14 protein-coding genes are annotated in these 14,383 nt (G+C 39.2%); 13 read left to right on the top strand and 1 reads right to left on the bottom strand.

What is annotated here, in order from left to right; translation table 11 throughout:
* The first annotated feature begins 92 nt into the window (after positions 1-92).
* The 8 genes from ACLR96_RS03210 (at position 93) to hpt (ending at position 8,346) form a co-directional block, all read left to right on the top strand.
* Complete coding sequence (locus tag ACLR96_RS03210) at positions 93-989, top strand: YitT family protein (RefSeq protein ID WP_177267782.1); 897 nt, start codon at positions 93-95, stop codon at positions 987-989.
* A 139-nt stretch (positions 990-1,128) separates the two neighbouring features.
* Positions 1,129-2,412, top strand: coding sequence for a trigger factor (gene tig / locus ACLR96_RS03205; protein WP_177267783.1), 1,284 nt, complete (start codon positions 1,129-1,131; stop codon positions 2,410-2,412).
* Positions 2,413-2,436: 24 nt separating this feature from the next.
* On the top strand, positions 2,437-3,018 hold the full coding sequence (gene clpP / locus ACLR96_RS03200; protein ID WP_187525625.1) for an ATP-dependent Clp endopeptidase proteolytic subunit ClpP: 582 nt from the start codon (positions 2,437-2,439) through the stop codon (positions 3,016-3,018).
* A 16-nt stretch (positions 3,019-3,034) separates the two neighbouring features.
* Complete coding sequence (gene clpX / locus ACLR96_RS03195; RefSeq protein ID WP_177270702.1) at positions 3,035-4,324, top strand: ATP-dependent protease ATP-binding subunit ClpX; 1,290 nt, start codon at positions 3,035-3,037, stop codon at positions 4,322-4,324.
* Positions 4,325-4,476: 152 nt separating this feature from the next.
* Positions 4,477-6,894, top strand: a complete 2,418-nt coding sequence (lon, locus tag ACLR96_RS03190; RefSeq protein WP_412265133.1) for an endopeptidase La — start codon at positions 4,477-4,479, stop codon at positions 6,892-6,894.
* Positions 6,875-7,462, top strand: coding sequence for a ribosome biogenesis GTP-binding protein YihA/YsxC (gene yihA, locus ACLR96_RS03185; RefSeq protein ID WP_177270703.1), 588 nt, complete (start codon positions 6,875-6,877; stop codon positions 7,460-7,462). Before lon ends, yihA begins: the two co-directional genes overlap by 20 nt.
* A gap of 7 nt (positions 7,463-7,469) precedes the next feature.
* The gene (locus tag ACLR96_RS03180; protein ID WP_177270704.1) at positions 7,470-7,829 is read left to right on the top strand and encodes a YkvA family protein; all 360 of its coding nucleotides are present in this window, start codon (positions 7,470-7,472) and stop codon (positions 7,827-7,829) included.
* Entirely contained in the window at positions 7,819-8,346 is a 528-nt protein-coding gene (gene hpt, locus ACLR96_RS03175) for a hypoxanthine phosphoribosyltransferase (RefSeq protein ID WP_177270705.1), read from the top strand. The genes ACLR96_RS03180 and hpt overlap by 11 nt, the downstream gene beginning before the upstream one ends.
* A gap of 84 nt (positions 8,347-8,430) precedes the next feature.
* Here hpt and ACLR96_RS03170 read toward each other — a convergent pair whose 3' ends face one another.
* A complete protein-coding gene (locus ACLR96_RS03170) occupies positions 8,431-8,922 on the bottom strand; it encodes a stage V sporulation T C-terminal domain-containing protein (protein WP_177270706.1) in 492 nt (163 codons plus the stop codon).
* 164 nt (positions 8,923-9,086) lie between these two features.
* On the opposite strand from ACLR96_RS03170, the gene cls reads away from it, so the two are divergent.
* From cls to ACLR96_RS03145, 5 genes are all read left to right on the top strand, one after another.
* Positions 9,087-10,637: a cardiolipin synthase gene (cls, locus tag ACLR96_RS03165; protein ID WP_177270707.1), complete on the top strand. Its 1,551-nt coding sequence runs from the start codon at positions 9,087-9,089 to the stop codon at positions 10,635-10,637.
* Between the two features lie 20 nt (positions 10,638-10,657).
* Positions 10,658-11,947: an amidohydrolase gene (locus ACLR96_RS03160; RefSeq protein WP_177270708.1), complete on the top strand. Its 1,290-nt coding sequence runs from the start codon at positions 10,658-10,660 to the stop codon at positions 11,945-11,947.
* A gap of 2 nt (positions 11,948-11,949) precedes the next feature.
* Positions 11,950-13,578, top strand: coding sequence for a putative polysaccharide biosynthesis protein (locus tag ACLR96_RS03155; RefSeq protein WP_177270709.1), 1,629 nt, complete (start codon positions 11,950-11,952; stop codon positions 13,576-13,578).
* Between the two features lie 185 nt (positions 13,579-13,763).
* Complete coding sequence (locus ACLR96_RS03150; RefSeq protein WP_177270710.1) at positions 13,764-14,042, top strand: HU family DNA-binding protein; 279 nt, start codon at positions 13,764-13,766, stop codon at positions 14,040-14,042.
* 59 nt (positions 14,043-14,101) lie between these two features.
* Entirely contained in the window at positions 14,102-14,344 is a 243-nt protein-coding gene (locus ACLR96_RS03145) for an RNA-binding S4 domain-containing protein (RefSeq protein ID WP_177270711.1), read from the top strand.
* The last annotated feature ends 39 nt before the right edge of the window (positions 14,345-14,383 follow it).

Below are 14,383 nucleotides of genomic sequence, written 5' to 3'. Positions count from 1 at the left end.
TCTTTTTAATGATATTGAAGCCTCCGGGTATTCATAATATAAAATAATGTAAGGGTGGATATAAAAGTATTTAAGGTCTGGGAGGCGAGAGTATGGGAAAGAAAATAGAGAAAGATATAATTAGAAAAGAGTTTGGTAAATATGGAACTATCTGTATATGTGCTTTTATTTTTGCTTTGAGTATCAATCTGTTTATAGTGCCTCTTGGTCTTTACAGCTCAGGGGTATTGGGCATAGCCCAAATATTGAGAAGTCTCATAGATGATGCGGCGGGTAGCTGGATTCCTCACAGTGTTGACATAGCCGGTATAATAAACTTTATTATCAATATACCATTGTTTTTTATAGCCTTTAGAACAATATCAAAGAATTTCTTTTTTAAGACATTGCTGTCGGTTATTTGTCAGATGGCTTTTATGACGGTAATACATATACCTTTGGAACCTATACTTGAAGATGTACTTGCCAACTGCCTGATAGGAGGCCTCTTGGGAGGAGCTGCAATGGGATTTACCCTTCGTGCATCAGGCTGCGGAGGAGGTCTTGATATTCTTGGTGTTTATTTTACCAAGAAATATGAAAATTTTTCTGTGGGAAAGCTGGGGATTATGGTAAATGCCGGATTATATCTGATTTGCGCAGTACTGTTTGATGTACCCACGGCTATATATTCTGTAATATACACAGCCTGCTTTACTTTGGCAGTCGATAAGACACATGTTCAGAATATAAATGTAACTTGTCTCATATTTTCAAAGGAAAAGAATGATGAGATACAGCAAGAAATAATGTCAAAAATGCACAGAGGAATAACGATCTGGCGAGGATCTGGGGCATATACAGGAGAGGAGACTTATATTATGGCAGTTGTTATAAGCAAATATGAAAAAAATCAGATAAAGAACGTCGTCAGAAAAAGTGACAGGAATGCTTTTCTTATATTTTTTGAGGGAACGCATGTCAGCGGTAATTTTGAAAAACGACTGTGATATAATTGTCTGAAATGAAGGAGAACCGTGATATAATACTGAAAAGATAAAGTTTGAATTGCAATTGTCTTTACTTTTCAAGCGAGCAGATGTATAATAATATGAACTATGTGTTTATAATCGAGGAGGATATATATTCATGAAAGCAACATTAATTTCAAAAGAGAACAATGAGGCAAAATTCACTATGGACTTTACGGCAGAGGAATTTGAAAATGCCATAATAAAAGTCTATAAAGCTCAGAAAGATAAATTCAATATCGATGGCTTCAGAAAAGGCAAAGCCCCAAGAAGCATTATAGAAAAGAAATATGGGGAGGGTGTGTTCTTTGAAGATGCCATCAATGATCTTTTCTCGATGAACTATCCTGCTGCATTAGAGGAATTGTCTTTGGATGTTATAGACAGTCCGAGAGCAGAATTCAGCCAGATCAAAAAAGGTGAAGGCTTTACAGTAACTATTACTGTTGCATGCTATCCTGAAATAGAAGTAAAGGATTACAAAGGTGTGGAGATAGAAACTATAAGTTCTGAAGTTACAGATGAGGATATAGATAACGAGCTTAAAGCCAGAGCTAAGAGGAACGCAAGGATGGTGACTGTCGACAGACCTGCAAAGGAAGGCGATACTGTTCTCATCGATTATGAAGGCTGGGTTGGAGATAATCAGTTTGAAGGCGGCACTGCAGAAAGACAGCCTCTTAAATTAGGTTCGGGTACGTTCATTCCGGGGTTTGAAGAGCAGCTGGTTGGTGTAAGCACAGGCGAGGACAAAGATGTGAAAGTTACTTTCCCTGAAGAATACCATGCAGAGGATCTGGCCGGCAAAGAAGCTGTATTCAAGTGTAAAGTACATGAAGTAAAAGAAGAAGAGATTCCTGAAATCAATGATGAATTTGTAAAGGATATAAGTGAATTTGATACATTGGATGAATTTAAGGCTGACATAAAGGAAGAACTTGCTAAGACTAAGGCGGCAAGGGCTGAGAATGCTATGAAAAACAGTGTCTTGGCCAAGGTGTTTGAAGCTAATGATATAGATGTTCCGGATGTTATGGTGGAAAGTGAGATCGACAATATGATGTCAGAGTTTGACCAGCAGTTGAGAAGTCAGGGATTAGATCTTAACACTTATATGCAGTATCTTGGCAAAGAGCCTAAAGATTTCAGAGATGAGCTGAAGGAAGAGGCACATAAGAAAGTTAAAACAAGAATGATCGTAACAGCAGTGGCTGATCAGGAAAAATTTGAGGTTACAGACGAAGAAATCGATCAGGAACTTGAGAATATCGCTAAACAGTATGGATTCGAAGCAGATAAGATGAAAGAAACATTGGGTGTGCAGAATCTTGGCATGATAGCAGGCGATATTAAGGTAAGAAAGGCTGTCGATCTTATGTATGACAGTGCTGTAAAAAAATAAACAGAATATAAGGAGGTCCGGATTATGGCATTAGTACCATATGTTATTGAACAAACCAGCAGAGGAGAAAGGTCTTATGATATTTATTCGAGGCTTTTGAAAGATAGGATAATATTTTTAGGCGAAGCCATAGACGAGCATGTAGCCAGTCTGGTGGTTGCTCAGCTGTTGTTTTTGGAAGCGGAAGATCCGGATAAGGATATAAATATATATATAAACAGCCCCGGCGGTTCTGTAACCGCCGGAATGGCTATATATGATACCATGCAGTATGTTAAGCCGCAGGTATCAACTATATGTGTGGGTATGGCCGCAAGTATGGGGGCTTTCCTGCTTTCAGCAGGAGAAAAAGGAAAACGTTTTGCATTGCCTAATGCAGAAATAATGATACATCAGCCTCTCGGAGGAGTGCAGGGGCAGGCTGAAGATATCAAAATCCATGCCGAGTGGATATTGAAGACAAGAGAAAAACTGAACAGTATATTAAGTGAAAATACCGGACAGCCCTTAAACATTATTGCCAGAGATACAGACAGAGATAATTTCATGTCGGCAGAAGAAGCGATGAGGTATGGCCTTATCGATAGGGTGATAAAGGACAGATAGACGGGGGTGTACATTTATGAGTAAATATGATGAAAACAATGAATTGAGGTGTTCTTTCTGCGGAAAACCTCAAAGTCAGGTAAAGAGATTAATAAGCGGATCAGGGGTATATATCTGTAATGAGTGTATAGATTTGTGCCAGGATATATTGGCTGCGGAAGAGAGCAGAGTTTCCGGAGAAGAAAGCGCTATTACAGGTAGCCCTGAGAAACTGCCAAAACCTAAGGAAATATATGATATTCTTTCAGAATATGTTATAGGTCAGGAAGATGCGAAAAAGGCTCTTTCGGTAGCGGTGTACAATCACTACAAGAGAATAAACTGTGTGCCGGATGGAGATGATGATGTTGAAATACAGAAAAGCAATATTATAATGGTAGGGCCTACGGGATCCGGCAAAACCTTGCTTGCCCAGACTCTTGCCAGAATACTAAATGTTCCTTTCGCCATTGCCGATGCAACAGCTCTTACAGAAGCCGGTTATGTGGGTGAAGATGTGGAGAATATACTCTTAAAGCTGATTCAGGCCGCAGATTATGACATAGAAAAAGCTCAGCGTGGAATAATATACGTTGATGAAATAGATAAGATTTCGAGAAAGTCGGAGAATCCGTCCATTACAAGAGATGTGAGCGGAGAAGGTGTCCAGCAGGCTCTTTTGAAAATACTGGAAGGAACTGTGGCTAATGTACCTCCACAGGGAGGAAGAAAGCATCCGCATCAGGATTTTCTGCAGTTTGATACTACTAATGTGCTGTTCATATGCGGAGGAGCATTTGACGGACTCGACAAGGTGGTTCAGAGAAGGATAGGAGAAAAGACTATCGGTTTCAATTCCAGTATCGAAAACAATAAGATGCAGCAGAAAGATGTTCTTAATCACGTTCAGCCGGAAGATCTGTTGAAATATGGATTAATTCCTGAATTTATAGGAAGACTCCCGGTTCTTGTAACTCTTAAGGAATTGTCGAAGGATGCTCTTATAGAGATAATAACAGAACCTAAAAATGCTTTAATAAAACAGTACAAAAAACTGTTCGCAATGGATGATGTCGATCTTGAAGTCAGAGATGATGCTGTAGAGGCTATCGCTGAAAAGGCTTTGGAGCGCAAGACAGGAGCCAGAGGGCTGAGAGGCATTATGGAAAAAATAATGAACAACATAATGTATGAACTGCCTTCAAGAGATGATGTCGAGAAATGTATAATAACTAGGGAAACCGTAGAAGCGGAAAAGGATCCTGAACTTGTATTAGCAGAGCCTAAAAACGCTAACGCAAAGGAAGCGACAGCAGAAACGGCGTAAAAGAAAAATGACGGGCGGCTTTTGTAAGTCGCCTTCTTTAAACGGAGAAATATTGTTCTGATATTTCTCGTTTATCCCGTTCAGACGGGAATATCAGCATAGTCCGATGAAAAACAGCATAATAGGACTTTGTTTAAAAACGGAGGTTGTGTATGGAAGAGAATAATAAAGAAAATATTGATCTGAATGCGGAGAAAAATGCGGAGCAGATAGATAGCGATGTTTTAGACGATAGTGTCATGGAACTGCCTATGATTCCGCTGAGGGGATTATCGATATTCCCTAATATGGTGCTTCATTTTGATATAGGCAGAGAAAAATCCATAAATGCGCTTGAAAAGGCAATGGTGCTAAATCAGCATATCTTTCTGGCGTCACAGAAAGATGACAATACTGATTTGCCTGTACCGGAAGATTTTTATCATATAGGTACTGTTGGAAAAATAAAGCAGATGCTTAAACTTCCCGGAGATTCTATAAGAGTTTTGGTGGAAGGCGTATGCAGAGGAGCTATCGAGGAAGTAATGTTCGAGGATCCTTATTTTAAATGTAAAATAAAAAAGATCGAAGAGCCGGTATATTCTGCTGAGGATACTGAGGCAGAAGCTTTAATGAGAACGGTTCTTTCCAATTTTGATGAATATATAAATATTAATAAAAACTTGGCTCCTGAAATATTTGCCACAGTAGTGACTATCGAAGATCCGGGAAGGATGGCTGATATGATTGCATCCCATCTGGAGATAAAGCTGGAAGATAAACAGCAGTTGCTTGAGACATTGGATCCTAAGGAAAGACTTGAAAAGCTTAACTCTATTTTGATAAAGGAAATCGAGATCCTTAATATAGAACAGGACATTTCAAGTAAAGTTAAATCTCAGATAAATAAGAACCAGAGAGAGTATTATCTGAGGGAACAGATGAGAGCTATCCAGGAAGAACTGGGCGTTGCCGAGGATGTAGAGGATGAGGTGGCAGGTTTCACAGAGCAGCTTGAGGCACTGGAGCTTGAGGAAAAGACAAAGGAAAAGATTGCAAAAGAAATAAACAGGTTTTCAAAGATGCAGTCGTCATCTGCCGAGGCTAATGTAAGCAGGAATTATATCGAGACTATTCTTGCTCTTCCATGGAACAAAGAAAGCAAGGATAATATAGATCTGAAAAAAGCAGAGGATATTCTGAATGAAGATCATTACGGACTGGATAAGGTTAAAGAGCGAGTACTTGAATATCTGGCTGTAATGCAGCTTTCGGATGGTCTTAAAGGACCTATTCTCTGTCTGGTTGGGCCTCCGGGAGTAGGCAAGACTTCTATCGCAAGAAGTATTGCGAGATCTATAGGAAGAGAATTTGTAAGGATGTCTCTGGGAGGCGTGAGAGATGAGGCTGAGATCAGAGGTCATAGAAGGACGTATATAGGAGCGATACCGGGAAGGATAATAAGTTCAATAAAGGATGTTGGAACAAAGAATCCTGTTTTTCTTTTTGATGAAGTGGACAAGATAGGAGCCGACTACAAAGGTGATCCGGCATCAGCCTTGCTCGAAGTATTGGATCCGGAGCAGAATAAAGATTTTACAGATCATTATCTTGAAGTGCCTTTTGACTTGTCGAAAGTTATGTTTGTCACAACAGCTAATACAACCAGCACTATACCGAGGCCGCTTCTTGACAGGATGGAAGTCATAGAAGTAAGCGGATATACTGAAGAAGACAAACTCAATATTGCTGAGAAATATTTGGTTCCTAAGCAGATGAAAGAAAATGGGTTAACAAGAAGTAATATATCATTTACGGAAAAGGGAATAAGGACACTTATAAATTATTACACCAGAGAATCAGGAGTAAGAAATTTAGAGCGAGAGATAGGCAATCTTTGCAGGAAAGTGGCTAAGAATGTTGTTTCTGGAGATACGAAGAAAGTCAGTATAACAGGCAAGAAAGTTGAAGATATGCTGGGTAAGAAAAAGTATCGGTTTGATATAATCAAGGGAGAAAAGGAAGTCGGCGTAACTACAGGACTGGCATGGACCATAGTCGGCGGAGATACTCTTTTTATCGAAACCACTGCTGTTCCGGGAACAGGGAAACTTGTGCTGACAGGACAGATGGGAGATGTTATGCAGGAATCTGCCAAAGCAGGTGTCAGCTATATAAGATCCATGTGTAAGAAACTGGGGATTGATGAGGACTTTTACAAAAAATACGATTTGCATATTCATATCCCTGAGGGAGCTATTCCTAAAGATGGTCCGTCAGCAGGTGTGACAATGTGTACTGCTATTATTTCTACATTGACCGGTATACCGGTAAGGAAAGATGTGGCTATGACAGGAGAGATAACCCTCAGAGGAAAGGTTCTTCCTGTAGGAGGCATAAGAGAAAAAGTTATGGCAGCGCACCGAGCCGGCATAAGAAAAGTACTTCTCCCTAAGGATAATGATGTTGATATTCAGGATATCCCTGAAGTAGTGAGAAATGATATGGAATTTGTTCTTCTTAAAGATGTTAATGACGCTTTGAAAGAAGTTCTCGTAAAGGATAAAAAGGATGATAATAAAAAAGGCTGATATAGAAACCATTGCAGTCAAGCCGCAGCAGTATCCGGAAGGCAATCTGAAAGAGATTGCCTTTGCCGGTAGATCTAACGTAGGCAAATCCTCTCTGCTCAACCTGCTGACAAAACGGCGCAATCTTGCTCGCGTCAGCGGAAATCCGGGAAAGACAAGAACCATAAATTTTTATCTGATAAATGATGAATTCAGGATAGTGGATCTTCCGGGCTATGGATACGCTAAAGTTTCTAAGTCTGTTTCGCAGAACTGGGGAGATATGATGGAAATGTATCTTGCGGGAAGAGAAAATCTTGTAAAAGTTGTACAGCTTGTAGATATAAGACATGCTCCGTCGAAACAGGATGTGGAAATGTATGAATATCTCAAATATTATGGACTGGATGGATTGGTCGTTGCGACTAAAGCTGACAAGATTTCGAGAAATCAGACAATGAAACATATAAAGATTATAAGACAGACATTAAAGTTGTCCTCGGAAGATAAAGTTATACCGGTATCAGCTCTTAAGAAGACGGGATATCAGGAATTGCTTGACGAGCTGGAAAGTGTTTTGGGGGAGTAGGCGGCAGATGCATTATTTTGGAATCAGAGTGCTTATTAAAAGGATAAAAGCTATTAAATTCATGATGGCTGATAAATCCGTGCCAAAGAGAAAAAAAGCTTTGATAGTTTTCGGGATAATATATTTATTTCTGCCTATAGATCTGATACCTATCGTACTGTTTCCCATAGCATGGGTGGATGATCTGGCTCTTTGGATATTCATACTGTGGTATCTTAGAAGTGAACTTGATAAATACTGGCTTGGAGGAAAATCAAAGGATCTGTCAAAAAAATATCGTGGAAAAACGTTTGTTGATGATGTAGAATATGAAGTAAACGAAGGCAAAGCGGAGAAACATAAAGGAGATAATTCAGATGTCAAATGATACTGTAGGGAATGTTATGATAACGCAGGAACAGATCAGTAAAAGGGCGGCAGAAATAGCGAGAGAGATAGAAAAAGATTTCTGCGGACAGCAGATTGTTTTGGTAGGAATACTGAGAGGTGCTGTCATGTGGATGGTAGATATAATGAAAAATGTTGATTTGGATATGGTTATAGATTTTATGTCTGTCAGCAGTTACGGATCATCAACCAAATCATCGGGAATCGTTAAGATCAACAAGGATCTGGACACTGATATAGAAGGCAAGAATGTGATAATAATAGAAGATATTGTCGATTCGGGAACTACACTTAACTATTTAAAAGGATATTTTGAAAACCGTGATGCCAAGACAGTAAAAATATGTACACTGCTGGATAAACCCGAGGGGAGACGAGTTGAGATAGATGTTGATTACATAGGTTTTACAGTAGATGATAGATTTATTGTAGGATATGGTCTGGATTATGATCAAAAATACAGGAATCTTCCGTATATATCTTATCTTGAAGAATAGTTTTTTATAGAATGTACGAACGGGGCTTCGCAGTAAGATCTGAAACTGCGTAAGCCCCGTTTTTAACTGAATGTGTTTTTTATATCAGTTCTCCATTTGTTTTGCAAGAAAGCCTGCGCCAAGCTCGGCAGTTTTTATCTCAAGATCACTTAGAACTTTGCCTTCAGGCGGAAGGATAGTAACCGATCCGATAGGATCACCGTTTGACAGTATCGGGATCACTACCTTTGTATTGGTTTCATATTTGCTTTTTTTCTGTATTATATCGTCCAGATCTTCATCGATAGCTTTGTTTATATAGTCCTTTTGCTTCAGTCCTGAAACGGCTACAAAACGATCTGTATCAGAGACCAAAACAGGAAGTCCTAAAACAGAAGCAGCAGATTCCGCGAAGCCTTCCGCGATCTGTCCCAGTTCACTGATGGGAGAATATTTCTTTAAAATCACTTCTCCTGTAGTGCCGGTGTAGATCTCAAGAGGATCACCTTCGCGTATTCTGAGTATTTTTCTTATTTCCTTTGGAACGACTACTCTTCCCAGATCATCTATTCTTCTTACTATTCCGGTTGCTTTCATTTAATTTCCTCCAGTATGTTTTCTATAAGGATATTGTTTGTAAAAGTTGGTTAAATATACATGTGAAAGTCTTTGACTTTTAGTGTTTCATGAAGTAACATTTTAATAGCTGTGTTTTTTTGAGAATATGTTTTAGATAAAAAATAGGAGAAATCAGGAAATTTATGCGTAAATTGAGAGGCTTGTGGAAAATCGTATTCGGGCGGACAACAATGTTGGTATTGTTGCTTTTCATACAGGCATTGGTACTTTTTGGCGGGTTCGTTATACTCGGCAGACAAGTGTTGATGCTGAACTATATGTCAGGCTTTTTAGCTGTTATGATATTAATGTATATTTTGAATGTAAAACAGAATAGCAGTTTTAAGCTGATGTGGATAATTTTTATATTGGTAGTACCAATAGTGGGAGTTGCTTTTTATATATATACTAAACTTCAGCCGGGCACGAGATTTATTTCCAGACGTGTACGCGAGCTGATAGAGGAAGAGAAAGTTTTTCTGAGTCCTGATGCGGCGGTGTTGGAGAGAGTGTATGAGACATCAAAGCCGGAAGCAGGCTTGCTGAGATATATACATGATAAAGGGAATTATCCGGCATATGGCAATGCGAGTGTAAAATATTTTCCTTTGGGAGAGGATAAGTTTAAAGAGATGATATATCAGCTGGAGAGGGCAAAAGACTTTATTTTTCTTGAGTATTTTATCGTAGAGCGCGGTCATATGTGGAACACTGTTTTAGAGATTCTAACACGTAAAGTTCGAGAAGGTGTAGAAGTAAGATTTATGTATGACGGTACCTGTACGTTATCGCTGTTACCCAAGAATTATAATAAAAGGATGGAAGCGCTGGGAATAAAATGTAAGATTTTCTCGCCGATGATGCCGTTTCTTACTACTCATCAGAATAACAGAGATCATAGAAAAATATTGGTAATAGATGGTCATACAGCCTTCACAGGCGGGATAAATCTGGCAGATGAATATATAAATGAAAAAGTGCGTTTCGGTCACTGGAAAGATACTGCTATTATGGTGAAGGGCAAAGCGGTCAATAATTTTACTCTTATGTTCCTGCAGATGTGGAATATAACAGAGACTGAATGTGAGAATTACGGGCGATATATGTATATGGGAAATGATCGTTTGGAACCTTCTATGAGAAACGGGGGATATATAGTTCCTTATGGTGACAGCCCTTTTGATAACGAAGAGGTGGGAGAGAAGGTTTATCTGGATATATTGAATACAGCAAAGGATTATGTGCATATCATGACACCGTATCTGATTCTTGATGAGGAATTGTTAAACGCTATAATATTTGCTGCCCAGAGAGGGGTAGATGTGAAGATAGTTCTTCCTCATATACCGGATAAAAAATACGCATACTGGCTTGCAAGGACTCATTATATGGAATTGATTGCAGAGGGTGTGGAAATATATGAGTATACGCCGGGATTTGTTCATGCTAAAGTTTTTACAAGTGATGATGAGAAGGGTGTAGTAGGTACGATAAATCTTGATTTCAGAAGTCTTTATCTTCATTTTGAATGTGCGGCATATATTTGGAGAAATCCGGTGATAAGAGATATAGAGGCTGATTTTCAGGTGACATTAGAAAAATGTGAAAGGATATCTCCTCAAAACTGCAGAGAATATAATTTGTTTTATAAAATATTGGGACGGGCTTTAAGATTAGTTGCTCCGCTTATGTAAACAGGAAAGGAATATCAGTTATGTTATTCAATAATATTACTGTATTGAATGAGAAATTAAAGATAGAAAAAAACCGATATGTGTTAATAACAGAAGATAGAATATCGTATATTGGAAGTGAGCCACCGCAGGAATATCACGGGCGTGAGGTGGATGGAAAAGGAAAACTTCTTATGAGCGGCTTTTTTAATGCTCATGCACATTCTCCAATGACGCTTATGCGAGGGTATGGGGAGAATATGATTTTGCAGGATTGGTTGACAAAGAAAATATTTCCTTTTGAAGATAAGCTTTACGGAGAGGCCGTATATTGGGGAACAATGCTTGCTATGGCTGAATCCCTCAGATTCGGAATAGTTTCTACAAGCGATATGTATTATTTCTGCGATGATATGGCGAAGGCTGTGATGGACAGTCAGACAAAAAATAATATATCCCGTTCAATAGCTAATCCGGCAGGTATTAGTGTAAATGAGCTTGAAAGCTTTGAAGAGATGAAACGCTTTTTCAGGGATTTTAATAATGCTGCTGATGGAAGAATAAAGGTGGATATGAGTCTCCATGCTGAGTATACATCTAACCCTGATACTGCTGCGGCGCTGGCTGATTATGCCGGATCTTTGCAGAATGTCAATATGCAGGTGCATGTATCTGAGACTAAGATTGAGCATGAAGAATGTATAAAACGTCATGGTATGACGCCAGCGGCGTATCTTGAGAAGATGGGAATATTTAATGTGCCTGCAGTAGCCGCGCATTGTGTTTATTCAGATGATGATGATCTTGATATATTCAGAAAAAAAGGTGTTACAGTGGCCACTAATCCTGTAAGTAACATGAAACTGGCCAGCGGCATATGTAATGTACAGAAAGTTATAGATAAGGGAATAAATCTTGCTATAGGAACAGATAGTGTTGCCAGTAATAACAGTCTGAATTTTATGGAAGAGATAAAGACTATGGCAATAGGATGTAAGACAATATCAAATGATCCTACCGCAGTTACTGCCGAAGATGCTTTGAAAGCTGCAACTTTAGGAGGGGCCCGGGCTCAGGGAAGAATGGACAGCGGAGCTTTGAAGCTTGGAAACAAGGCAGATCTTATTGTTGTCGATATTTCCGGGCCTAATATGCATCCTGTTCACAATCTCATCAACAATTTGGTATATTCTAATTCAGGAAGTGATGTCATCATGACATTAGTAGACGGTAAAGTATTGTATGAAAAAGGTGAATACAGTACGATAGATATAGAGAAAACCATATCTCAGGTTGAAAAAGCAACTGAAAGAATACTTGAAAGGCTTTGATTATGACTAAAAAATCGTTATTAAGAGGCGCAGCAGTTATGGCTGTTGCGGGAATTGTGGTTAAGATACTGGGCGCTGTTTTCAGAATACCATTAGCTAACTTCATTGGTTCTGTGGGAATGGCCAATTATTCTCCGGCTTATTCATTATACAGTTTTCTGTTGGTATTTGCTACGGCAGGGCTTCCTGTGGCTATTTCGAAGATGGTGTCTGAACGGTACGCAGTCGGACAGTTCAGAGAAGCTGAACGTGTATTCAGATTATCGAGAGCACTGATGATGATAATGGGAATCATAGGATTTCTTATACTGTTCTTTTTCAGCGATCTGATAGCTGATCTTATAAATATTCCCGGATCAGCACTGTCTATGAGAGCAACTTCTGTAGCTCTGCTTCTTGTTCCTATAATGTCATCTTACAGAGGATACTTTCAAGGAATGCAGGAAATGGCTCCTACAGCCATATCAGAAGTAGCGGAACAGACTTTCAGAGTATGTTTCGGTTTAGCTTTGGCTTGGATTCTTATGGGTAGCGAGTATGGAATGCTTGGGTTCACTCCTGAACAGAGAGGCGCTGCGGGAGGATGTTTCGGAGCCTCTGCAGGATCTATAGGAGGTCTTGCTGTAATGTTGATTGTCTATGTGATTTCAAGAAAGAATATAAAAAGAAGGATAAGAAATGACAGGACGACTGAGAGAGAGTCTGCGAGAGCTATTTTGAAAAAGATTGCTGTTATAGCAATTCCTATCACCATAGGTGCGGCTATAATGCCAATAGTAAATCTTATAGATGCGGGAATAGTACAGACACGGCTTTTGTCATCTGGATGGGATGAAGTTGCCGCAGAGAGCCTTTATGGGCAGCTTACTGGGTTTGCTTCACCTATAACACAGTTCCCTCAGGTATTTATGACAGCTATAGTAATGAGTCTGGTGCCGATGGTTTCCGCCGCAAACAGAGTTGGCAATAAAAAGGAGCTTCATAGCCACATCTCATTGGGGCTCAGAATGACTACCATTATAGCTTTTCCTGCGGCTATAGGAATGTTTGTTCTTTCAGAACCTATTCTTACATTGCTTTATTCATCACAAAAGGCAAGTGCTGTGGGAGCAGCGCCATGTTTGCAAATATTTTCGATAGGCTTCGTATTTTTGGCTATAATAACAACTATGACAGGTGCTCTTCAGGGAATAGGAAAACAACATTTACCTGTTATAAACCTTTTTATTGGAGTAGTCGTAAAATTTATCGTTACGTGGACGCTGACTGCAGTTCCGTCTGTAAATGTCAAAGGTGCGGCAATAGGCTCTGCAGCAGCCTATTTGATAGCTATGATATTGGATCTCATAGCTGTGAAGAAGTACAGCGGAGTGAGATTCTCTTTGAGTCTGACTGTTTTAAAACCTTTGATATCCGCCGTTGTTATGGGTGTGATAGTTGTATTGGGATATAAAGGGCTGTATGCAGTAACATCAAGCAACGGGTTGTCTACGTTAGTAGCCATATTGGTTGGAGTAGTGGTTTATGGACTTATGGTATTAAGGACAAAAACTATCCTCAGAGAAGAAATGATGAATATTTCAATGGGAAGAAAATTAGTTTCCATATGCGATAAACTCAGGTTGTGGTAGATCCATAAAAACGTTGATATTTAAACAAAAAACAGAGTTCTTTGCGTCAAAACGGCTTGACAAAACTATTGAAAGATGGGACAATAGAACACAGGCAAAGATTAATGGTAATTATTATGTGTGCCTGAATGAGTATTTGGAATACTAAAATGTGATATGTTATTAATTTTAAGGAGGATTTATTGATGAATAAAGCGGAATTAGTAGCTGCAGTGGCAGAGAAGACTGGTTTTACGAAAAAGGATGCTGAATTAGCCGTTAATGCTTTTGTTTCAAGTGTAGAGAGCTCTTTAGTAAAAGGCGAAAAGGTTCAGCTTATAGGTTTCGGAACTTTTGAAGTCCGTGAGAGAAAAGCAAGACAGGGAAGAAATCCGAGAAAACCGGGAGAAGTTATAAAAATTGCTGCTTCAAAAGCGCCTGTATTCAAAGCAGGAAAGGCTCTTAAGGACGCAGTAAATAAATAGAACAGAAAGTTACAAAGGGTAAAGTTATTTACCCTTTTCTTTTGTATTAAGGAGGATTCATGAGAGTAGATAAATTTTTAAAAAACTCACGGGTCATCAAAAGACGAACGGTTGCCAAAGAAGCATGTGAGCAAGGCAGGATAACAGTCAACGGAAAGATAGCTAAACCGGGAACAGAGGTAAAGATAGGCGATGAGATTTATATACAGTTCGGAAACGGAAGTCTGAGGATAAAGGTGGCAGAGCTAAAAGACTCGTGCAGAAAAGAAGATGCAGCAACTATGTATCAGGTGATAGAATAGAAAATACCTCTTTTGTCAAAACTATTTGTATAGATTTGG

Source organism: Lentihominibacter sp. (genome assembly GCF_046951855.1).
Classification (GTDB): domain Bacteria; phylum Bacillota; class Clostridia; order Peptostreptococcales; family Anaerovoracaceae; genus Lentihominibacter; species Lentihominibacter hominis.
This window is presented reverse-complemented; position numbering and strand designations above follow the sequence as displayed.